Origin of the sequence: Aeromonas sp. ASNIH1 (assembly GCF_002934285.1) — a bacterium.
Taxonomy (GTDB): domain Bacteria; phylum Pseudomonadota; class Gammaproteobacteria; order Enterobacterales; family Aeromonadaceae; genus Aeromonas; species Aeromonas caviae.
Genome location: NZ_CP026228.1, coordinates 4,061,251 through 4,082,519, shown reverse-complemented (window position 1 = coordinate 4,082,519; position 21,269 = coordinate 4,061,251). Strand labels below are relative to the sequence as shown.

Annotated in this window: 18 protein-coding genes and 1 pseudogene; 10 read left to right on the top strand and 9 right to left on the bottom strand. The window is 60.5% G+C overall.

Translation table 11 applies throughout. The features are described from left to right. Nucleotides 1-127: 127 nt before the first annotated feature. Nucleotides 128-637: a hypothetical protein gene (locus tag C2U37_RS19810; protein ID WP_202611129.1), complete on the bottom strand. Its 510-nt coding sequence runs from the start codon at nt 635-637 to the stop codon at nt 128-130. Between the two features lie 244 nt (nt 638-881). On the opposite strand from C2U37_RS19810, the gene C2U37_RS19805 reads away from it, so the two are divergent. Continuing rightward, the gene (locus C2U37_RS19805; RefSeq protein ID WP_029314530.1) at nt 882-1,463 is read left to right on the top strand and encodes a Maf family protein; all 582 of its coding nucleotides are present in this window, start codon (nt 882-884) and stop codon (nt 1,461-1,463) included. Between the two features lie 51 nt (nt 1,464-1,514). On the opposite strand, the gene rluC is transcribed toward C2U37_RS19805, so the two are convergent. Next, nucleotides 1,515-2,459, bottom strand: a complete 945-nt coding sequence (gene rluC / locus C2U37_RS19800) for a 23S rRNA pseudouridine(955/2504/2580) synthase RluC (protein ID WP_010674735.1) — start codon at nt 2,457-2,459, stop codon at nt 1,515-1,517. A 414-nt stretch (nt 2,460-2,873) separates the two neighbouring features. Here rluC and rne point away from each other — a divergent pair, with 414 nt between their 5' ends. Next, on the top strand, nt 2,874-6,020 hold the full coding sequence (gene rne, locus C2U37_RS19795; RefSeq protein ID WP_104452936.1) for a ribonuclease E: 3,147 nt from the start codon (nt 2,874-2,876) through the stop codon (nt 6,018-6,020). 507 nt (nt 6,021-6,527) lie between these two features. Continuing rightward, nucleotides 6,528-6,797 (top strand): annotated as a pseudogene (locus C2U37_RS19790) (transposase); the annotation flags it as partial. Here C2U37_RS19790 and C2U37_RS19785 read toward each other — a convergent pair. Beyond that, entirely contained in the window at nt 6,797-8,266 is a 1,470-nt protein-coding gene (locus C2U37_RS19785; RefSeq protein ID WP_233768486.1) for a methyl-accepting chemotaxis protein, read from the bottom strand. The pseudogene C2U37_RS19790 and the gene C2U37_RS19785 sit on opposite strands and share 1 nt — an antisense overlap. 78 nt (nt 8,267-8,344) lie before the next feature. Next, nucleotides 8,345-9,253 carry a recombinase family protein gene (locus tag C2U37_RS19780; RefSeq protein ID WP_256930140.1) on the bottom strand — a complete coding sequence of 303 codons (909 nt, stop codon included), beginning with the start codon at nt 9,251-9,253 and terminating at the stop codon, nt 8,345-8,347. 222 nt (nt 9,254-9,475) lie between these two features. On the opposite strand from C2U37_RS19780, the gene C2U37_RS19775 reads away from it, so the two are divergent. Genes C2U37_RS19775 through C2U37_RS19765 form a run of 3 tightly spaced genes read left to right on the top strand, consistent with a single transcriptional unit; the run spans nt 9,476 to nt 13,122 of the window. Then, nucleotides 9,476-9,715, top strand: a complete 240-nt coding sequence (locus tag C2U37_RS19775; RefSeq protein ID WP_003089107.1) for a ribbon-helix-helix domain-containing protein — start codon at nt 9,476-9,478, stop codon at nt 9,713-9,715. Continuing rightward, nucleotides 9,715-10,125 (top strand): putative toxin-antitoxin system toxin component, PIN family, encoded by a 411-nt coding sequence (locus C2U37_RS19770; protein ID WP_003150546.1) that lies wholly within the window; start codon nt 9,715-9,717, stop codon nt 10,123-10,125. Before C2U37_RS19775 ends, C2U37_RS19770 begins: the two co-directional genes overlap by 1 nt. 3 nt (nt 10,126-10,128) lie before the next feature. After that, nucleotides 10,129-13,122 carry a Tn3 family transposase gene (locus C2U37_RS19765; RefSeq protein ID WP_003299771.1) on the top strand — a complete coding sequence of 998 codons (2,994 nt, stop codon included), beginning with the start codon at nt 10,129-10,131 and terminating at the stop codon, nt 13,120-13,122. Between the two features lie 12 nt (nt 13,123-13,134). Here the strand turns inward: C2U37_RS19765 and C2U37_RS19760 are convergent, their stop codons facing one another. From C2U37_RS19760 to C2U37_RS19750, 3 genes are read right to left on the bottom strand one after another with little or no spacing between them, the layout of a single operon-like run. Next, a complete protein-coding gene (locus tag C2U37_RS19760) occupies nt 13,135-13,347 on the bottom strand; it encodes a GDCCVxC domain-containing (seleno)protein (protein WP_003089113.1) in 213 nt (70 codons plus the stop codon). Nucleotides 13,348-13,354: 7 nt separating this feature from the next. Then, complete coding sequence (gene merP, locus C2U37_RS19755; RefSeq protein WP_003150552.1) at nt 13,355-13,630, bottom strand: mercury resistance system periplasmic binding protein MerP; 276 nt, start codon at nt 13,628-13,630, stop codon at nt 13,355-13,357. A 12-nt stretch (nt 13,631-13,642) separates the two neighbouring features. Continuing rightward, entirely contained in the window at nt 13,643-13,993 is a 351-nt protein-coding gene (locus tag C2U37_RS19750; RefSeq protein WP_003089115.1) for a mercuric transporter MerT family protein, read from the bottom strand. Between the two features lie 74 nt (nt 13,994-14,067). On the opposite strand from C2U37_RS19750, the gene merR reads away from it, so the two are divergent. The 4 genes from merR (at nt 14,068) to C2U37_RS19730 (ending at nt 18,593) form a co-directional block, all read left to right on the top strand. Beyond that, nucleotides 14,068-14,466 carry an Hg(II)-responsive transcriptional regulator gene (gene merR / locus C2U37_RS19745; protein WP_003089120.1) on the top strand — a complete coding sequence of 133 codons (399 nt, stop codon included), beginning with the start codon at nt 14,068-14,070 and terminating at the stop codon, nt 14,464-14,466. A gap of 217 nt (nt 14,467-14,683) precedes the next feature. Further along, nucleotides 14,684-14,887, top strand: a complete 204-nt coding sequence (locus C2U37_RS19740) for a DUF3330 domain-containing protein (RefSeq protein ID WP_024198696.1) — start codon at nt 14,684-14,686, stop codon at nt 14,885-14,887. Nucleotides 14,888-15,062: 175 nt separating this feature from the next. Next, nucleotides 15,063-15,623, top strand: coding sequence for a recombinase family protein (locus C2U37_RS19735; RefSeq protein ID WP_033958617.1), 561 nt, complete (start codon nt 15,063-15,065; stop codon nt 15,621-15,623). Nucleotides 15,624-15,626: 3 nt separating this feature from the next. After that, a complete protein-coding gene (locus tag C2U37_RS19730) occupies nt 15,627-18,593 on the top strand; it encodes a Tn3-like element TnAs1 family transposase (protein ID WP_104452934.1) in 2,967 nt (988 codons plus the stop codon). A gap of 289 nt (nt 18,594-18,882) precedes the next feature. Here C2U37_RS19730 and C2U37_RS19725 read toward each other — a convergent pair whose 3' ends face one another. Then, nucleotides 18,883-20,355 carry an inorganic phosphate transporter gene (locus tag C2U37_RS19725; protein WP_029314527.1) on the bottom strand — a complete coding sequence of 491 codons (1,473 nt, stop codon included), beginning with the start codon at nt 20,353-20,355 and terminating at the stop codon, nt 18,883-18,885. Between the two features lie 318 nt (nt 20,356-20,673). Continuing rightward, nucleotides 20,674-21,255 (bottom strand): dCTP deaminase, encoded by a 582-nt coding sequence (gene dcd, locus C2U37_RS19720; RefSeq protein ID WP_010674732.1) that lies wholly within the window; start codon nt 21,253-21,255, stop codon nt 20,674-20,676. Between the last annotated feature and the right edge of the window lie 14 nt (nt 21,256-21,269).

The following is a 21,269-nucleotide window of genomic DNA, read 5'->3' as shown; positions in this document are numbered from 1 at the left end:
CTTCACAGGCCCCTGCAAGAGGAACTTGTGCTCATCGGTGGCCGATTATGCCATATCGTGCAGGATCTGGCACAGGATCCTGTTCCCCTCTCCTGTCTGTCCACCGGATGTGCTCCTTGGTGTCTCATCAGGTGGCAGAACAGCGCGGGTCTCTCCCCAGCAGGCCTGGTGTCGCAGCCACTCTGGGCTCGGCTTCCATCAGTCTGCGTATGGCTTTGAAACTGCCCACGGCAGCCTTGATGGCAATGGGATTGACCAGCCAGCCCGGCAAGTTGTTGCCCGGGTTGGTATAGGTTTCGAGCCGAACGAGTGTGCTGCCATCCCGTTGGGGTAGCGCCTCCCACCGTCCAGCGCTTTCCTGGATCCGGAACAGCCCTGCATGCAATGGCAGGGCATTCGGCTCTGCCCACACCTCGAGAGTCAGGCCGCAATCGATGCGTCGACTCAAATGGGAGCGGGTGATGAGCTCCCTGTCTTGCACCGGCCAGGGAGACGCCAGGCGGGTATAGACCAGATCATCGTCGGGACCCGATCTGGCCAGCACCCTGACTTCACGGCTCTGGGGCAACCACTCTTCATGGCGCACCGTGTTGCGCAGTACCGTGATCAGCGCGCCAGGATCGGCATTCACGCGCATCTCCAGACGTAAGGCCTGAAAAGATGTCGGAGGATGTGGCTGGGTCCAAAGCATCACCCCCTCATCCCCCTGACGAAGTTGCCATGTCCCTGCCCAGCTGGCGATTGTGTTTGTGCTGTGGTTCCATCAGCATGCATGCTTCCCGCTAATTAGGCGAGTCCCACTGTAGACATCTCCTGTTTGCGTGGCCCCATCTGCACAGATAGAATCAACCAATTGATTTATAAATGGATATCATCAAAACATGCAGCCTTCCTTGATCCTCGCGTCCACCTCGTCCTACCGCAAAACCTTGCTGGAAAAACTCGGTCAGCCATTTCACTGTGCTGCTCCTCAAGTCGATGAGACAGCGCGACACGGGGAGACCGCAGAAGCCCTGGTCAGCAGATTGGCATTTGCCAAGGCGAATGCCGTTGCTACTGACCGTGATCAAGGATTGATCATCGGTTCAGATCAGGTGTGCGTCTGTGACGGGCAGATCCTCGGCAAGCCCGGCACGGTGGAGAAGGCGGTCGAGCAGTTGCTGCGGGCACAAGGCAAGCGCGTCATCTTTTACACCGGGCTCTGTGTGATCAATGCTGCGAATGGCCATGCCGAGCAGCTCGTCGAGCCTTTCACCGTGTATTTTCGCTCGCTCGACGAAGCAGCCATCCGTCGCTATGTGGAGGCCGAACGTCCTCTGGATTGTGCCGGCAGCTTCAAATGCGAGGGAATGGGCATCGTCTTGTTCAAGGCGCTGGAGGGGCGCGATCCCAACGCCCTTGTCGGTCTTCCCCTGATAGGCTTGGTTGATCTCCTGGGTCGCCACGGCCTGGCTCTGCCATAACAAGAACTCTGCCATGAAAAACGGGAGCCTGGCTCCCGTTTTTCATGGTTGTCAGCGTGGCAGCTTGGCGAGAAACGCCTCAAGCTCCGGTGACAATGGCGCTTCCACCTGCATCTCCCGCTCATCCACCGGATGAGTAAAGGTGAGCTTCCAGGCGTGCAGGAACAGACGCTTTAGCCCCTGCCCTCGCATTTTTTCATCAAACCCGGTCTCACCATATTTGTCATCGCAGGCGATGGGATGGCCGGCGTGCTGGGTGTGGACACGGATCTGGTGAGTACGGCCAGTGATGGGGCTGCACTCGACCAGGGTAGCCTCGGCAAACTGACGGGCAATCCGGAACCGGGTCTCGGAGGGTTTGCCATCGCTGCTGACCCGCACCACCCGCTCGCCGGATTGCAGATCATTTTTGCGAAGTGGCGCATTGACCACCTTGACGTGGGGTTGCCACTGGCCGCGCACCAGCGCCAGATACTGCTTGCGCATGGTTTTGACCCGCAGCTGCTCGTGCAGGCTCCGCAGGGCACTGCGCTTCTTGGCAACCAGCAGTACGCCGGAGGTGTCACGATCCAGCCGGTGCACCAGTTCGAGGAAGCGGGCTTCGGGGCGCAGGGCACGCAGCCCTTCGATGACGCCAAAACTGAGGCCGCTGCCGCCGTGAACTGCCATGCCGGACGGCTTGTTTAGCACTATCATGGCGTCGTCTTCAAACAGGATCTGACTCTCCAGACGCTGGATGCTGCCGAGGTTGGCAGAAGGCAACTCATTCTTCTCGGCCACACGCACGGGGGGCACCCGCACCTCGTCACCGGCACAAAGCTTGTATTCCGGTTTGATGCGCTTCTTGTTGACCCGCACCTCCCCTTTTCGAAGGATGCGATAGATCAGGCTCTTGGGGACGCCCTTTAACTGAGTCTTGAGAAAATTGTCGATGCGCTGCCCGTCATGCTCAGCTTCGATGGTGAGCAGCTGCACTTGTTGATGTATCTGTGTCATGGCGCGGATTTTAACACCGCAGACAGCCCTTGGCTCCATGCTTTGTTAAAAAATGGCGTCTTGCTATAAAAGTGGTTTAAATGGGATAATAAACAAGGTTTTGGCATTGTGTTCAAGCCTTGTACTAAGTGGCCAAAATGTATGCCACCCAATCCCGAAACACCGTGTATACAAGAACATGACGGTTCCCGGGTGCGAGGTACAACGCATGGAGAACACAAACAGAGCCGACGTAAATTGTCTCCACATCGGTATCCTTAATTCACGCCCTCTCGAGAAGGCTGAACCAGAGTGCCCTTAGTTTGCGCCTCATGCATACCCCAACCGGGAGGTTGCCCCAGCATGCTGAAGACCCGAGGCCGGCGCCGGCAGGACCCAGTGGAGGAATCAAAATGACAAAATAATGAGAACTCAATGAAAAGAATGCTAATCAACGCGACTCAGGAAGAGGAGTTGCGCGTAGCGCTGGTTGACGGACAACAGCTCTACGATTTGGATATTGAAAGTCCGGGACACGAGCAGAAAAAAGCGAACATTTACAAGGGCAAAATCACCCGAGTAGAACCCAGTCTCGAAGCTGCTTTTGTTGACTATGGCGCCGAACGCCACGGTTTCCTGCCGTTAAAGGAAATCGCCCGCAATTACTTCCCCTCCGGTTACTCCTATCAGGGTCGTCCCAACATCAAAGAAGTGGTCCGCGAAGGCCAGGAAGTCATTGTCCAGATCGACAAGGAAGAGCGTGGTACCAAGGGTGCAGCCCTCACCACCTTCATCAGTCTGGCTGGCAGCTACCTGGTGCTGATGCCGAACAACCCTCGTGCCGGCGGCATCTCCCGTCGCATCGAGGGTGACGAGCGGACCGAGCTGAAGGAAGCCCTGAGCGGACTGACCGTGCCGGACGGCATGGGCCTCATCGTGCGCACCGCCGGTGTGGGCAAGTCCCCGGAAGAGCTGGAGTGGGATCTGAACGTTCTGCTCAATCACTGGGACTCCATCCACAAGGCGTCACAACAACGTTCCGCTCCGGTGCTCATTCACCAGGAAAGCAACGTCATCGTGCGCGCCATCCGTGACTATCTGCGTCGCGATGTGGGCGAGATCCTGATCGACAACCCGGTCATCTTCGAGCGCGCCAAGTCACATATCGAGCTGGTCCGTCCCGATTTTCTCAATCGCGTGAAGCTGTACAAGGGCGATGTCGCCCTGTTCAACCACTTCCAGATCGAGAGCCAGATCGAATCGGCCTTCCAGCGCGAAGTGCGCCTGCCCTCCGGCGGCAGCATCGTCATCGATCCGACCGAAGCACTGACCTCCATCGATATCAACTCCTCCCGCGCCACCAAGGGCGGCGATATCGAAGAGACCGCCCTGCAGACCAACCTGGAAGCAGCAGACGAGATTGCCCGTCAATTGCGTCTGCGTGACCTGGGTGGCCTGATTGTCATCGACTTCATCGACATGACCCCGGTTCGCCATCAGCGCGAAGTGGAAAACCGTCTGCGTGAAGCGGTGCATCAGGATCGTGCCCGTATCCAGCTGGGCCGTATCTCCCGTTTCGGTCTGCTGGAGATGTCTCGCCAGCGTCTGCGTCCCTCCCTCAACGAGTCCAGCAGCCATATCTGCCCCCGTTGCCAGGGTCAGGGGGTCATCCGTGACAACGAATCCCTCGCCCTGTCCATCCTTCGTCTCATCGAAGAAGAGGCCATGAAGGACAACACCGAGCAGGTTCATGCCCAGGTGCCGGTCGATGTGGCCGCCTATCTGCTCAACGAGAAGCGTACCTCCATCGCCAATCTGGAACAGCGCAATGATGTGCGTGTCTACATCATTCCGAACCAGCATCTGGAAACCCCGCACTACGAAGTGACCCGCATCCGTCAGAACGAGATCCCGGAAGCGGCCAGCTACGAGCTCAAAACCGAGATTGCCAAGCCGGTCTATCAGCCGCGCCAGGCTCAGGTAGTCGAGCGCGAACAGCCGCTGCTGCAAGGGTTTGCCCCGGCTCCCCAGCCGGTTGCGCCCACCGCCCCGGCTCCTGTTGCGACTCCCGCTCCGGTTGCAGAACAAGTCGGCTTCTTTGGCAAGCTGGCCAAGGCCTTCTCCGGCCTGTTCGGTGCCTCCTCCGATGCGGCTCCGGCCGAGGTGAAGGCGCCTGCCGACAAACCGGCCGCCCAGCGCGAAGCTCGCAAGGATGACGGGCACCGTCACCAGCGCGATGAATCCCGCAGCCGTGGTCAACGTGGCCGTCGCGATGACAACCGCGGCAGTCGCAATGTCGAGGCCGGCGAGAAGCGTGAAGGCGCAGCCAGCCGCGAGAGCAGTGATCGCAATCGTCGCCCGCGCAAAGAGCGTGAGCCTCGTCAAGAGCGGGAACCGCGCCAGGAACGGGAACCCCGTGGCGAAGTGCGCACCGAACAGCGCATGGAGCGTGAGCCTCGCGAACCCCGCCAGGAGCGCGAACCTCGTGCCCCGCGTCCGGCTCGTGAACCTCGCGCCCCCCGCGAACCCCGTGCCGAGGTGAGCGTCGAGGCGGTTGATACCGTTGATACTGCGGTCGCCAGCGCTGAACCGCGTCAGGAAAAAGAGCAAAAAGTGGCCGAGCGCCGCGAACGTCGCCAACTGCGCAAGCAGATCCGTGTCGATGTCGCCGCGACCGACACCCCTGCCCTGCCGACTGACGAGCAAATCACCGATGTCGCCGACGTGCAAGCCGCCGCTGCTGAGCAACAAGAAGAGCAAGGCGAAGGTCAGCGTCGTTCCCGCCGTACCCCGCGCAATCAGCGCATCGAAGGACAACGTCGCAAGCGCATCAACGAAGAGGCTCGTGGCCAGCGTGAAGACGAAGCACAAGGTGAAGTGCAGCTGACTACCGCGGCCCAGGCCGATGCGGCTCAGGTGAAGGTGGAAGAACCGGTTGTGCCTGTCATCACCATTCCGAGCGCAGAAGCGGTTGCAGCCGCCCTGCAGGCTTCCGCCGCACTGACCGAACACGTGGTGGCTGAAGCCGTTGCTGAGGAAGCGGCAGAGCAAGCACTGGCAGCCCAGGCTGTGGATGCGCCCTCCACTGACGAAGTTGAGCAGGTTGCGCAAGCAGACGCTGAACCCGTCGCCGAAGTGGCAGTTGTCGAACCCGAGATGGTCGAACCTATCGTCAACACCGCCTCTCATGACGAACCTGTCGCCGTGATCGATGCTGTCGAGCAGACCCAGCAAGTGGAGGCCATCCCAGAAGAGGTTGCACCGGTTGCTGAAGCGGCACCTGTCGTTATCGCTGAGGAGACGGCCACCGTCGAGGCGGAGGTCGTCGAGATGCCGGCTGCTGTGGTGCAAACCGAGCCAGCAACCAGCCCCGAAGTGAAGGTCAGCAAGGGTGCCGGTGTATTGGCCCGTGCCCGCAAGGCTTATGCGCCCATGGCAACGCCAGCTGCGGCTCCTGCCCCGACACCCCGTGAACCCGTGGAGTACGCTCCCCTGGTACGCAGCGAAGTCGTGACCTCCGGTCGCCACGGTGGCAGCACCGCTGCCAGCAACGTGGCAACCAGCCCGGCCGGTCGCCCCTGAGCAGACTCGTTAGTCTGAATAAAGAGCCACACATCGTGTGGCTCTTTTTTTGTCTCTTTATTGGGGCTGACATCGCCTTGCTCTCCCCCCTGCCCGTTCGATATCCGCCGCTTTCCCGATGTTCAGCGACCACACACAGTCCAAACAAGACGTGAATAACACACCAGACAGAGAATTCATCTCTGTCAAAGCATCACGACATGCTCTGCTTTGTCGACAGGGTCCGTGCATTGACAGCATATGAAGCCATTGGCAAACAGTCTGGCAGCGTTCCCCTTTGGTAGCACAGTCGGTGTGTTCAGTGGTGGCTGAGACAACCCAGGTTGAACGGGAATGCCAGACATAGGGCAACCTGTGGCACTCTTCACTCTCATCATTTCTGGTGAGGATCATAGACCCGTTGAAGGGGACCCCGCAGAATTCGGAGAAAAACGTACGCTAAGGAAACTCTGAAGAAGACTTCCTGATTTTGGCAAAATACCCGGATTCCACCCGCCGAGTTTTCCGATGAAGCAGATGACCTTCGCCTACGCCGAGTATGCCGGCAAGCGCAAGCAGGCCCGCAAAGAGTTGTTCCTGATCGAGATGGATCAGGTGGTGCCGTGGAAGGGTTTGATCGCCTTGATCGAGCCGCACTACCCGAAGGGTGAAGGCGGCAGTCCAGCCTATCCGCTGATGGCGATGTTGTGCGTGCATTTGATGCAGAACTGGTTCGGCTACAGCGACCCGGCGATGGAGGAGGCGCTGTACGAGACTACAATCCTGCGTCAGTTTGCCTAAAGACGGAACATATGCACCAGACGCTGAAGTTGGGTTGCCAGAGCAGATAGTTGCTTACTGGTGGCAACATTCTGACGGGAAGCCTCGCTAGTTTCCTCGGCAATCTGGCTGACACTAGTAACGTTACGATTGATCTCCTCCGCGACAGAGCTTTGCTCCTCAGCGGCAGATGCAATCATGGCATTCATGTCATTAATAATCGCAACAGCGTTACTGATCTGATCCAGCATATGACCTGCGCTGGCAACCTGTTGTTTACCAGCTTGTGCTTTGGTGCAACTACTTTGCATGACCGCAACAGCACGATTTGCCCCGCCCTGCAGTTTTTCAATCATGGTCTGAATTTCGCTGGTTGACTGTTGCGTGCGCGAAGCAAGCGAGCGCACCTCATCCGCCACCACAGCAAAGCCTCGCCCTTGCTCACCAGCTCTTGCAGCTTCAATAGCCGCATTAAGGGCAAGTAAATTGGTTTGATCGGCGATGCTGCGAATGACATCCACCACAGAGCTAATACCAGCACTGTCTGCTTCAAGCTCATGGATAACGGTGGCCGCGTGCTCAACTTCACTGGCTAGGCTGTCGATAGAAGAGATTGTTTGATGAACAACAAGCTTTCCACTTTCCGACTGCTGATCTGCTTCCTGTGCTGCTCTTGCTGCACTGGCCGCGTTCCCAGCCACATCCTGCACAGTAGCTGACATTTCGTTCATCGCAGTAGCAACCTGATCTGTCTCCAACTGCTGGCGGCGGATGCCGTCACTGGTTTCAGTGCTGATCTGAGCAGTCTGCTCAGCTGCGGCTGCCAGTTGCTCCACAGCCCCCGCCAACTCTTGAATGGTGTGGTGAAAACGCGAAGCCATTGCATTGAATGAGCTAGAGATTTCGCCCAGCTCATCACGCCCCTGATAGGTAACTCGATAGCCCAAATTGCCATCAGCTAGCTGCTGACCGCCGACTTGAAGCTCGCGAACAGCTTTTGTGATGCCAGATACAGTAGCCAAAGCCACGACTGTGGCCAGAAACAGAGCAACCACTAGCGTGAGACCGATTATCACAACCAGACGATCGAAGCTCTCTTTAGCGCGCTGGTAGCTTGCATTGGCGCTCTCCTGCTCCGACTCAACCAGATTACGCACGCTGGCATAGGTCGTCATAAATGCAGGTTGCAAGCGATTCAGCAGGATTGCATTCCCTCCCGCATAGTCACCTTGGCGCATTGCATTGAGCGTCGGTTGAACACCATTATCCAGATAATCAGACAGCTTGTTTTGCAGTTCAGTGGCCAAGCGCTGATGCTCTTTGCTCATTGGCATACGCTGATAGTCAGCAAGGCGCTCACGCATGCTGCCTACGCTTCTATCCACAGCATCGAAATGCATGCTCGCGGGGTGGTCATGTGCCTTTTCGAACGCACTACCAGGCTGATGTTGCAGAGCAAGCAAAAGCTGAGTGCGTGCATGGTGCATGTGATTGGTGAGGTCGCCAAGCTTATCGAGCGGTAGCAGGGGTTTGGGGAGCAATGGAACCAAAAACCAACGTAAGCCCTACCAACGCTTTTCGGTGTCTTCTTCCCAGGCGCCCATCTCGACAAAACAGTTGCGCATGTCGGCCTCCTGGCTGATCTCGGTCAGCAGGTCATGCACGCTCTTGTCCAGCTCATCGTCGCTCCGATACGGAATGGTCAACTCATAGTGGCCGGCATCCAGCCGCTTCATGCCATAGGGCTCCAGGCAGTAGCGCTCAATGTTCTCCGTGGCCCGCTTCCGGCCGCGCACGAACTTGCTGTTATTCACCACCGCGAGGCGCAGGGTGACGGTGGCCACCCGCTCGGCGGCGGGCGGCTCTGCCGGCGACGCGGCCGAAGGCTGCTGGTCGCGTGACCTGGCGCTCTTCTGGTACGCGCCGATCTCGACACCACGGTGGCGCAGGTAGCTGTACAGCGTGCTCTTGGAGATGTGCAGCTTCTCGCCGATCGCGCTGACGCTCAGGCGACCTTCGCGGTAGAGGGTTTCGGCCGCCATGGCGGTGGCCTCAGCCTTGGCTGGCAGGCCCTTGGGACGGCCACCGATCCGGCCACGCGCCCGTGCGGCCGACAGACCCGCCTGAGTCCGCTCGCGGATCAGCTCGCGCTCGAACTCCGCCAGCGAGGCGAACAGGTTGAACACCAGGCGGCCTTGGGCGTGGGTGGTGTCGATGGGGTCATTCAGGCTCTGTAAGCCGACCTTGCGCTCTGCCAGCTCGCCGACCAACTCGACCAGGTGCTTGAGGGAACGCCCAAGGCGATCCAGCTTCCAGATCACCACGGCATCACCCGGCCGCACGTTGGCCAGCAGTTTGTCCAACTCCGGCCGGGCGCTTTTCGCGCCGCTGGCGATGTCTTGGTAGATGCGTTCGCACCCGGCCTGTTTCAGGGCATCGACTTGTAGGTCGGCTTTCTGATCCCGAGTGCTCACTCGCGCATAACCGATCTTCATCAAAAGTACTGTTTACTCGACTACGTTAGTAATAGTTGAACTTTGATTAAGCGTACCAGTTATTTGAACCGTAGCGCGGGGAGCTTAACGAACCGAGCCATTCCTCGATAGAGTTCGGCAAAACCTTCGTTTTGTCGAACCATTGCATCGCCCTTTGTGATTGGCGTATAAACACACAAACACCTATTAGCGGAGAACGCTATGAATACCATTCGCTGGAATGTCGCCGTCTCGGCCGACACCGACCAGTCGCTTCGGATGTTTCTGGCCAGCCAGGGCGGCGGCCGTAAGGGCGACCTGTCGCGCTTCATCGAAGAAGCGGTACGGGCACACATCCTGGAGCTGAGCGCTGAGCAGGCCAAGGCCGCTAACGCCCATCTGAGTGAGGCAGAATTGACCAACGCGGTTGACGAAGCGCTCGACTGGGCACGTAAGCGCTGATGCGGGTCGTGTTGGATACCAACATCCTGTTCAGCGCCCTGATCTCGCCACATGGCGCGCCCGATGCGATCTACCGTGCCTGGCGGGCGGCGCGTTTCGAGGTGGTGACCTCGCGGATGCAACTCGATGAAATTCGTCGAGCCAGCCGCTATCCCAAGCTTCAGGCCATCCTACAGCCCGCCAAGGTGGGCGCCATGATCAATAACCTGCAACGGGCTGTGGTACTGGAGCGCCTGACCATCGAGGTCGAAGCCGATGATCCGGATGACTCGTTTTTGCTGGCCATGGCCTTGGCGGGCGATGCGGACTACCTGGTAACCGGTGATCGCCGCGCCGGCCTGCTGCAACGCGGGCACATCGAACGCACGCGGATCGTCACGCCCGCCGTGTTCTGCGTCGAGGTGCTGTGATCAATGCCGGTCGGTTTTCTGACTCAAGAGCAACGCGACGGTTTTGGCCGCTATGTTGATTCGCCCAGCCGTGAAGAGCTGGAACGTTACTTCCACCTGAGCGATGAAGACCGTGAAGCCATCCAGGTGCTGCGGGGTAACCATAACCGTCTGGGTTATGCCGTTCTGCTGACCACCGTCCGCTTCGTTGGCGTTCTGCCGGACAAGCCCGCCGCCGTGCCGGTGGAAGTCCTGCAGGTGCTTTGCCGACAACTGGCGATTCCAGACCCCGACTGCCTCCAGCGCTATAGCGATCATCGCCGCTGGATACATGCCACCGATATTCAGAACCGCTTTGGCTATCGTCATTTCACCGATCCGGGCATCGGCTTTCGCTTGAGCCGCTGGCTGTATGCCCTCTGCTGGACGGGCACCGACCGGCCGGGAGTGCTGTTTGAGCGAGCCACCTCGTGGCTGTTCACACAGAAAGTCCTCCTGCCTGGTGTGTCTCAACTAGAGCGCTTTATCGCCCAGTTGCGCAGTCGGGTCGAAGAACGCCTCTGGTTTACGCTGGGCCGCAGCGTGACTGAGGAACAGCGATTGCAACTGCAAGACTTGCTGACGGTGGCCGAAGGCAACCGCAGCTCCCGGCTGGATCAATTGCGCTCCGGCCCGGTCATGGTCAGTGGCCCCGCGTTGATTCGGGCACTGCGCCGGCTCGATGACGTGCGCGGCATCGGCATCACCTTGCCGGCGGCGGCGCACATCCCTCCCAGCCGTATCGCCGCCCTGGCCCGCTTCGCCAACACGGCCAAGGTCACCGCGATTAATCGGCTGCCGGCGTCGCGGCGGATGGCGACACTGGTGGCCTTCGCACTCTGCCTGGAGGCGACTGCGCACGACGACGCACTGGAAGTCCTGGAGGCCTTGCTGCGCGACCTGTTCAGCAACGCGGAGAAGGCCGACAAGAAAGCCCGCATGCGCAGCCTGAAAGACCTGGATCGGTCGGCCGCGACGCTCGCCGCCGCGTGCAAGGTCGTGCTGGACAGCTCGATCAGCGATGACAACGTGCGCGCCCGGCTGTTCAACGACCTGCCGAGGACCACCCTGGAAAAGGCCCTGGAAGAGGTCAACGCGCTGATCCGCCCGGTAGATGACGTCTATTTTCTTGCATTGGAAGCGCGCTACCGCAGCGTGCGCCGCTTCCTGCCCGACCTGCTCAAGCACATCCGCTTCGGCTTCAGCCCGGCCGGCAAGGGCGTGGCGGCTAGTCTGGAGTGGCTGCAACTGAACCTGCCGCGCCGGAAGCCAGAGGATGACGCGCCGCAGGAGATCGTGGCCAAGGCTTGGCAGAAGCACATCACCCGCGAAGATGGCTCCCTCGACATGGGTGCCTATGTGTTCTGCACGCTCGATGCGCTGCGCACGGCCCTGCGCCGCCGCGATGTCTTCGTCTCGCCCAGTTGGCGCTATGCCGACCCGCGCCTTGGCCTGCTCGACGGTGCCGAATGGCTGGCGGCGCGACCGATCATCTGCCGGTCACTGGGCCTGACCATCGACGCCAAAACCACCCTGGACGCCTTGTCCGTCGAGCTGGATGCAACCTGGCTGGCAGTAGCCGCGCGCCTGCCCGACAACCCGGCGATTCAACTGAGCGAGAACACCGAGGGCAAGACCGAACTGTCGCTCGGGGCGCTGGACAAGCTGGACGAGCCCTGCTCGTTGCTGCAACTGCGGGCGGCCGTGTCTGACCTGATGCCGCGTGTCGATCTGCCGGAAATCCTCTTGGAAATCGCCGCCCGCACTGGCTTTTCCGAGGCCTTCACCCATGTCTCCGAACGCAATGCACGCGCCGACAACCTGGTCACCAGCCTCTGCGCGGTGCTGTTGGGCGGGGCCTGCAACACCGGCCTGGAGCCCTTGATCCGCACCGACAACCCGGCGCTGCGCCGTGACCGGCTGTCCTGGGTCAGCCAGAATTATATCCGCGACGACACCCTGTCAGCGGCTAACGCCATCCTGGTCGGAGCGCAAAGCCAACTGGAACTGGCCCAAGTCTGGGGTGGCGGCGAGGTCGCCTCCGCCGATGGCATGCGCTTCGTCGTACCGGTGCGCACCGTGCATGCCGGCCCCAATCCGAAGTATTTCGGCACCGGCCGGGGTGTCACCTGGTACAACCTGATTTCCGACCAATTCTCCGGCCTCAACGCCATCACCGTGCCCGGCACGCTGCGCGACAGCCTGGTGTTGCTGGCGGTCGTGCTGGAACAGCAGACCGAGTTGCAGCCGACGCAAATCATGACCGACACCGGGGCCTACAGCGATGTGGTGTTCGGGCTCTTCCGCCTACTTGGCTACCACTTCAGTCCGCGGCTGGCCGATGTCGGCGGTACCCGCTTCTGGCGCACGCGCCCGGACGCGGACTACGGCAAGCTCAACGGGCTGGCCCGCCAGTCGGTCAAACTCGACCTGATCGCCGAGCACTGGGACGACCTGCTGCGCCTGGCCGGCTCGCTCAAACTCGGCCGGGTGCCGGCGACTGGCATCATGCGCACGCTGCAAACGGGAGATAGACCCACCCGGCTGGCCCAGGCGCTGGCCGAATTCGGGCGGATCGAAAAGACTCTGCACACGTTGACCTATATCGACGACGAGTCCAAGCGCCGCGCCACCCTGACCCAGTTGAACCGAGGCGAAGGCCGGCACAGCCTGGCCCGCGCCGTGTTCCACGGCAAACGCGGCGAGCTCCGCCAGCGCTACCGCGAAGGCCAGGAAGACCAGCTCGGTGCTCTGGGCCTGGTGGTGAACATCATCGTGCTGTGGAACACCCTCTACATGACGGCGGCCGTGGAACGGCTCAAGCAGCACGGCTATCCAGTGCTGGAAGAGGATTTGGCCCGGCTATCGCCGCTGATCTACGAGCACATCAACATGCTCGGGCGGTATTCCTTTGCGGTACCGGAAGAAGTTGCGCGCGGCGAGCTGCGGCCACTGCGTAATCCAGACGACGACCTGTGATCCCCCTAAACGCTATGAGCAACACCCAAGCTGCTGCTGGATCGGCGGGCACTTCACCGAGCCGAACGAACAGAAAACGCAGCAATCCCCTGGGTTGGGGCGCAGCAGCGCCTTGCAGTTGCTGCACTCGTAATAGAACTGGCAGGCGTCCGTGGGCATGGTTTCCGGCTTGGCGAAGCCGCAGCGCGGGCAAGTCAGCACGGACTCAAGGACAATGGCGCTCATCGTGACCTCACTTCTGCACTGTGGAGGGGTATCCCGCGTTCGCGGTCGCCTCAGTCAGTGCCTCGGGCTGGGCCTTATCGGGATCGTAGGTGACGGTCGCCGTCTTCTGGTCGAAATTGACCTGGACGTCACTCACGCCGGACACCTTCTCCAGCGACTTCTTGACCGTGATCGGACAGAGTCCGCACGTCATGTTCTGCACGTCGAGCGTGACGGTTTTCGGGGGAGCCGCCAGCGCCACGAAGGGCAAGGCGAAAAGCACGGCGATCAGCAGTTTGCGCATGGTTAATCTCCTTCAGTAGAACAGCGGGGCGAGCCACGGCACGGCCAATAGGCCGAGCAGCAGCACGCTGACGATCCAGAACACGAGTCGCTGTCGCACGAGCGTGCGCGGATCGGCGCAGGGTGTACCTGGCGTACAAACCTGTGGCACCAGGTAGAGCTTGCGGAATGCCAATCCCAGGAACAGTAGAGTCAACCCGATGAAGAGGGGGCGTAGTGGCTCCATCATGGTCAGAGCGCCCACCCACGTACCGCCGACACCGAGTGCCAACAGCACCAGTGGCCCGACACAGCACACCGACGCACCGATGGCGGTCAGCGAACTCGCGACCAGCGAGCCTTTCCCGGTGAGTTGCATCCCCATTCCCATCTCCTGAGCCTGATTGCCTAGGTGCTATTCTAAACTCCGTACCAAAGTACGGAATCAAGGAGAAAGTGATGGCCACAGAGCTGACCATTGGCAAGCTGGCAGACGCCGCCGGGGTGAACGTCGAGACGATCCGCTACTACCAGCGACGCGGGCTGCTGGATGAACCAGCCAAACCCTTGGGTGGCCATCGGCGCTATCCGGTGGACATGGTGAAGCGACTGCGTTTCATCAAGCGGGCTCAGGCGCTGGGTTTCACGCTCTCGGAAGTCGGTGGACTGCTGACGCTGGATGAGTCGTGCGCCTGTGCCGAAACGCGAGCACGGGCTGCACGCAAGCTCGCGTTGATCGAGCAGAAGATGGCCGACTTGGTCGTCATGCAGCAACTGTTAGGCGAACTGGTGCAGCAATGTGATGCGGGAGACGGCGGAACGATCTGCCCGATCATCGAGGCACTGATCAGAGAGTAATGCCTGGCGGGTGAGCTGGAGATCGGAAAGCCCCTTTACGGTGGGATTCAGAGCTTACGTTGGTTTTTGGTTCCATTGCTCCCCAAACCCCGAAACATCGGCGAGTCTTGATCTATTGCGACAAGCGGACTGCGACACAGGACAAGGCTTCCTGTTCGCGAAGCCAATGCCGGCGGCGGCATTCGCCGTCTTCGTCAGTCAATGGAGGGGTGCCACCATGAATGCAAATGATCCGACTGCCACCAGTTGCTGCGTGTGCTGCAAGGAAATCCCGCTCGATGCCGCCTTCACCCCGGAAGGCGCGGAATACGTCGAGCACTTCTGCGGGCTGGAGTGCTATCAGCGCTTCCAGGCGCGCGCCAAGACCGGGAGCGAAACCGATGCCGATCCGAACGCCTGCGACTCATCACTGTCAGACTGAGGCATACCCTAACTGGATGTCAGGCAAGGCCGCGCCGCTTCGTCAGAATAGAGTCATCTTTCGCATTTTTTTGACACATGCCCGCGAAGGTTATAGATTTCAGCCTGACAGAAACGGGGTTTGGGCGCAACGGAACAGAAAGTGCACATAAGCCGCCTTCAACCAAGGAGACATCGTGCAGGGGCACCGCATCGGCTACGTCCGGGTCAGCAGCTTCGACCAGAACCCGGAACGCCAACTGGAACAGACCCAGGTGAGCAAGGTGTTCACCGACAAGGCATCCGGCAAGGACACCCAGCGCCCCCAGCTCGAAGCGCTGCTGAGCTTCGTCCGCGAGGGCGACACGGTGGTGGTGCACAGCATGGATCGCCTGGCCCGCAACCTCGACGACCTGCGCCGCCTGGTGCAGAAGCTGACCCAGCGCGGCGTACGCATCGAGTTCTTGAAGGAGGGGCTGGTATTCACCGGCGAGGACTCGCCGATGGCCAACCTGATGCTGTCGGTAATGGGGGCCTTCGCTGAGTTCGAGCGCGCTCTGATCCGTGAGCGGCAGCGCGAGGGTATCGCCCTGGCCAAGCAGCGCGGCGCGTACCGGGGCCGCAAGAAGGCCCTGTCCGACGAGCAGACTGTTACCCTGCGGCAGCGGGCGGCGGCAGGTGAGCCCAAGGCGCAGCTCGCCCGCGAGTTCAACATCAGCCGCGAAACTCTCTACCAGTACCTCCGCACGGACGACTGACACATGCCGCGTCGCTTGATCCTCTCGGCCACGGAGCGGGACACCCTGCTTGCGCTGCCGGAAAGCCAGGATGACCTGATCCGCTACTACACCTTCAACGATTCCGACCTGTCACTGATCCGCCAGCGGCGCGGCGACGCCAACCGTCTGGGCTTTGCGGTGCAACTCTGCCTGCTGCGCTACCCCGGCTATGCGTTGGGCACTGACAGCGAGCTGCCCGAACCGGTCATCCTGTGGGTGGCCAAGCAAGTCCAGACCGATCCGGCGAGTTGGACGAAGTACGGCGAGCGCGATGTGACCCGTCGCGAGCACGCCCAGGAACTGCGCACCTACCTTCAACTGGCCCCGTTCGGCCAGTCCGACTTCCGCGCCCTGGTGCGCGAGCTGACCGAACTGGCCCAGCAGACCGACAAGGGCTTGCTGCTGGCCGGCCAGGCGCTGGAGAGCCTGCGGCAGAAGCGACGCATCCTGCCGGCGTTGAGCGTGATCGACCGGGCTTGCTCGGAGGCCATTGCACGGGCCAATCGGCGGGTCTACCGCGCCCTGGTCGAACCTCTCACCGACTCGCATCGGGCCAAGCTGGACGAGTTGCTTAAGCTCAAGGCCGGCAGCAGCATCACCTGGTTGACCTGGCTGCGGCAGGCACCGCTGAAACCCAACTCTCGGCACATGCTTGAGCACATCGAACGGCTGAAGACATTTCAGCTGGTGGACTTGCCCGAAGGCCTTGGCCGGCACATCCACCAGAACCGCCTGCTCAAGCTGGCCCGCGAGGGTGGGCAGATGACGCCCAAAGACCTCGGCAAGTTCGAGCCGCAGCGGCGCTATGCGACCCTGGCCGCCGTGGTGCTGGAGAGCACTGCAACCGTGATTGATGAGCTGGTGGATCTGCACGACCGCATCCTAGTCAAGCTGTTCAGCGGCGCGAAGCACAAGCATCAGCAGCAGTTCCAGAAGCAGGGCAAGGCGATCAACGACAAGGTGCGCCTGTACTCCAAGATCGGCCAGGCGCTGCTGGAGGCCAAGGAAGCCGGCAGCGACCCCTATGCCGCCATCGAGGCGGTGATTCCCTGGGACGAGTTCACCGAGAGCGTCAGCGAAGCCGAGCTGCTGGCCCGGCCGGAGGGTTTCGACCACCTGCACTTGGTCGGCGAGAACTTCGCTTCCCTGCGCCGTTACACGCCGGCCTTGCTGGATGTGTTGGAACTGCGCGCCGCTCCGGCCGCGCAAGGTGTACTGGCAGCCGTGCAGACCCTGCGCCAGATGAACGCCGACAACCTGCGCAAGGTGCCGGCCGATGCCCCCACTGCTTTCATCAAGCCTCGCTGGAAGCCGCTGGTGATCACCCCGGAAGGCCTCGACCGGCGCTTCTACGAAATCTGCGCGCTGTCCGAGCTAAAGAACGCCCTGCGCTCCGGCGACATCTGGGTCAAGGGCTCGCGGCAGTTCCGCGACTTCGACGACTACCTGCTGCCGGCAGAGAAGTTCACCGCGCTCAAGCGGGATCAGGCCTTGCCCCTGGCGATCAACCCGAGCAGCGACCAGTACCTGGAAGAGCGTTTGCAGCTGCTGGACGAGCAGTTGGCCACCGTCACCCGCTTGGCCAAGGACAACGAGCTGCCCGATGCCATCCTCACCGAGTCCGGGTTGAAGATCACACCGCTGGATGCGGCGGTGCCGGATCGGGCGCAGGCGCTGATCGACCAGACCAGCCAGTTACTGCCGCGCATCAAGATCACCGAACTGCTGATGGACGTGGACGACTGGACGGGCTTCAGCCGCCACTTCACCCACCTGAAGGACGGGGCTGAGGCCAAAGACAGGACGTTGCTGCTGTCCGCGATCCTCGGTGACGCAATCAACCTCGGACTGACCAAGATGGCCGAGTCGAGCCCCGGCCTGACCTACGCCAAGCTGTCCTGGCTACAAGCCTGGCATATCCGCGATGAAACCTATTCGGCGGCCTTGGCCGAGCTGGTCAATCACCAGTACCGCCATGCCTTCGCTGCCCATTGGGGCGACGGCACCACCTCATCCTCCGATGGCCAGCGCTTCCGCGCTGGCGGCCGGGGTGAGAGCACCGGGCACGTCAACCCGAAGTACGGCAGCGAGCCAGGACGGCTGTTCTACACCCACATCTCCGACCAATACGCGCCGTTCAGCACACGCGTGGTGAATGTCGGCGTCCGAGATTCCACCTATGTGCTCGACGGCCTGCTGTATCACGAGTCCGATCTGCGGATCGAGGAGCACTACACCGACACGGCCGGTTTCACCGATCACGTCTTCGCCCTGATGCACCTGCTGGGCTTCCGCTTCGCGCCACGCATCCGCGACCTCGGCGAAACCAAACTGTACGTGCCGCAGGGCGTGCAGGCCTACCCGACGCTGCGCCCGCTGATCGGTGGCACCCTGAACATCAAGCACGTGCGCGCTCATTGGGACGACATCCTGCGCCTGGCCAGCTCGATCAAGCAGGGCACCGTTACCGCCTCGCTGATGCTGCGCAAGCTCGGCAGCTATCCGCGTCAGAACGGCCTGGCTGTCGCCCTGCGCGAACTGGGCCGGATCGAACGCACGCTGTTCATCCTGGACTGGCTGCAAAGTGTTGAACTGCGCCGCCGCGTGCATGCCGGCCTGAACAAAGGTGAGGCGCGCAACTCGCTGGCCAGGGCGGTGTTCTTCAACCGCCTTGGGGAAATCAGGGATCGGAGCTTCGAGCAGCAGCGCTACCGGGCCAGCGGCCTCAACCTGGTGACGGCGGCTATCGTGCTGTGGAACACGGTGTACCTGGAGCGCGCCACCCAGGGGTTGGTCGAGGCCGGCAAGCCGGTGGACGGCGAGCTGCTGCAATTCCTGTCGCCGCTGGGCTGGGAGCACATCAACCTAACCGGCGATTACGTCTGGCGGCAGAGCCGCAGACTGGAAGACGGGAAGTTTCGGCCCCTACGGATGCCCGGAAAACCTTAGCGTACGATTTTTTCCGAATTCTGCGGGCTCCCCTTGAACGCCCTCCCTTCAGCTTCACGTGCAAGGGTCGGCTCGTAACAAGGCGTCACACAGGCAGGTTCCCCTCACTGTGCACAACGAGTGGCTCAGGGATGTAGAGAAGCCAAAGAGGTGATAGATAATGTCATTCAACTTCTTGTCTGATGGCATACAGCTATTACTCATTGAACTATTGCCGTATGACGTGACATTCACCAGGCAACAAAAAAGGGCCCGAAGGCCCTTGTTTCATTTCCAATGACTGTCGCGCTTATCCGCCAAAGAGATGGTTGTTCAGCAGGAAGAGACCGCCGGAGAGCAGCATGGTGAGCGGCAATGTCAGCACCCAGGCCAGCAGAATGGTCTTGATGGTCTGGCTCTGCAGGCCGGACTTGTTGGCCACCATGGTCCCCGCCACCGCAGAGGAGAGAATGTGGGTGGTGGACACCGGCATCCCGGTCAGACTCGCAATCCCGATGGACGCGGCGGCCGTGATCTGGGCTGCAATGCCCTGGCTGTAGGTCATGCCGGAGGAACCGATCTTCTCCCCTACCGTGTAGACGATACGACGCCAGCCCACCATGGTGCCGCAACCGAGCGCCAGGGCGATGGACACGATGACCCAGGTCGGCGCATATTCGGCCGTTGCGGTCAGATCCTTGCGCCATTTGGCGAGATCGGTCAGCTCCTTGGCCGGCAGTGGCAACTTGGAGACCTTGCGGGCAGTGTCATCGATGCACAGCAGCAGACGACGCACCTCGCGGCGATCCACCAGGTTCATCTCCTCGTAGGTGCGCACCTGGCCGAGACGCTTGTCGAGGGTCGCCATGGCCTGCAGGGCCTCCCCTGCCGCACAGTGGCTCATCAGTTCTTCCTGGGCTTTGGCAGGCACACTGAAGTTCACCAGATGGGAGACCTGATCCTGGTTACGCTGGTAGATCTCCATGATGCGCTGGTTGGCATCCTGGGTTCTGTCCAGATCATAGGAGCGGCTGTTCATGTCCAGCGCAAAATAGGCAGGCGCCATGCAGATCAGCACCAGCATCACCAGACCGATGCCTTTCTGGCCATCGTTGGAGCCGTGCACGAAGCTCACCCCCATTGCGGAGCAAATCAGAGTGACACGGGCCCAGAATGGTGGATGCTTCTTGCCGTCCACCAGCAGGCGCTCTTCCGGGGTCTTGTGGATCTTGCTGCCAAGCCATACGCGCTTCATGGCGAACAGCAGCAAGGCGGCAATGATGAAGCCCACGGTGGGAGAGATGATGAGAGAGAGCATGATGTCGATGGCTTTGCCGACGTTGATACCCTCTTTCAGAGGTTGATGGCTGATCAGGGCATAGGCGCCGCCTACCCCCAGGATGGAACCGATCAGGGTGTGGGAGCTGGATGCCGGAATGCCGAAGTACCAGGTTCCCAGGTTCCAGACGATGGCCGAGAACAGCAGGGAGAACACCATGATCAGACCCTGGGTAGAGTCCATGCCAAGCAGCAGATCGATGGGCAGCAGGTGAACGATGGCATAGGCCACCCCCAACCCACCCAGCATGACACCGGCGAAATTGAACAGACCGGAAGCCACCACCGCCATATGAGCCGGCATCGCCTTGGTATAGATAACCGTTGCTACCGCGTTGGCGGTATCGTGAAAGCCGTTGATGAATTCATAGGCCAGCACAAAAAAAACGGCCAATACCAAACCGATTGACCACCACAAACCCAAACCACTAAACATTTCAAACATAAAAACGAACCTGTTTATGAGTTGCGGCGGATTATGCCAGAAGGCTCGATGCGCCATACCCGTTGTTGAAATATTTCAGCAAAAAAAAAAAGGGCATTCCGTCAGAAAATGTCTTAGGGCCTGTAGGAACGGGGCTTGTCGAGGATTAATTTAAGTCCATTCCATTGCTGTGGATAGGCGCCAATCAAAGCCGAAGCATAGCTCGATGTCCCGAAAAAGGCCGTTTTCAACCCGCTCGGCACGTCCGTTTCCTTTTGTCAGATATAAAAGAGGGTGCCCTGGCACCCTCCTCGATAGACAAGCCGCACGGTGCGGGGGTCAATCCTGGTTGATCCGGCTGGCCACAGCCCCTTGCTGACTCTTGTATTTGGCATTTTCCCGTTTGTTGTACGGGCGAGCCGCGGTACCTGACAGCATCTCGAAGTTCAGGGCACCGATCTTCATCTTGGGACGCAGGGCCAGAGGCAACTTGCCGCCGTTGTAAAACTCCAGCACGATGCGACCTGACCAGCCCGGATCGATGCGGTGGGCGGTGACGTGCACCATGAGGCCCAGGCGCGCCAGGGAGGAGCGACCATCCAGCCAGCCGACGATATCGGCGGGCAAGGTAACCGATTCATAGGTCACCGCCAGCGCCAGCTGACCCGGGTGCAGATAGAAGGCTTCACCGTCCGGCACGTGGATCTCCTCGCTCATCACCCGCTCGATGGCATCGGCCATCTCGGCACTGGTACCGCCAAGGTCGATGTAAGGCGCGGTATGATCGCGAAACACCCGAAACTCGTTGCCCAGCAGCACATCGACGCTGACGCCGCTGATCCGCTCAACACCGGGCCGCGGCTCGATGACGATCTTGCCTTCATCCAGGTGCCGTTCGATATCGGTATCACAAAGACGCATTCTGCGACTCTCCT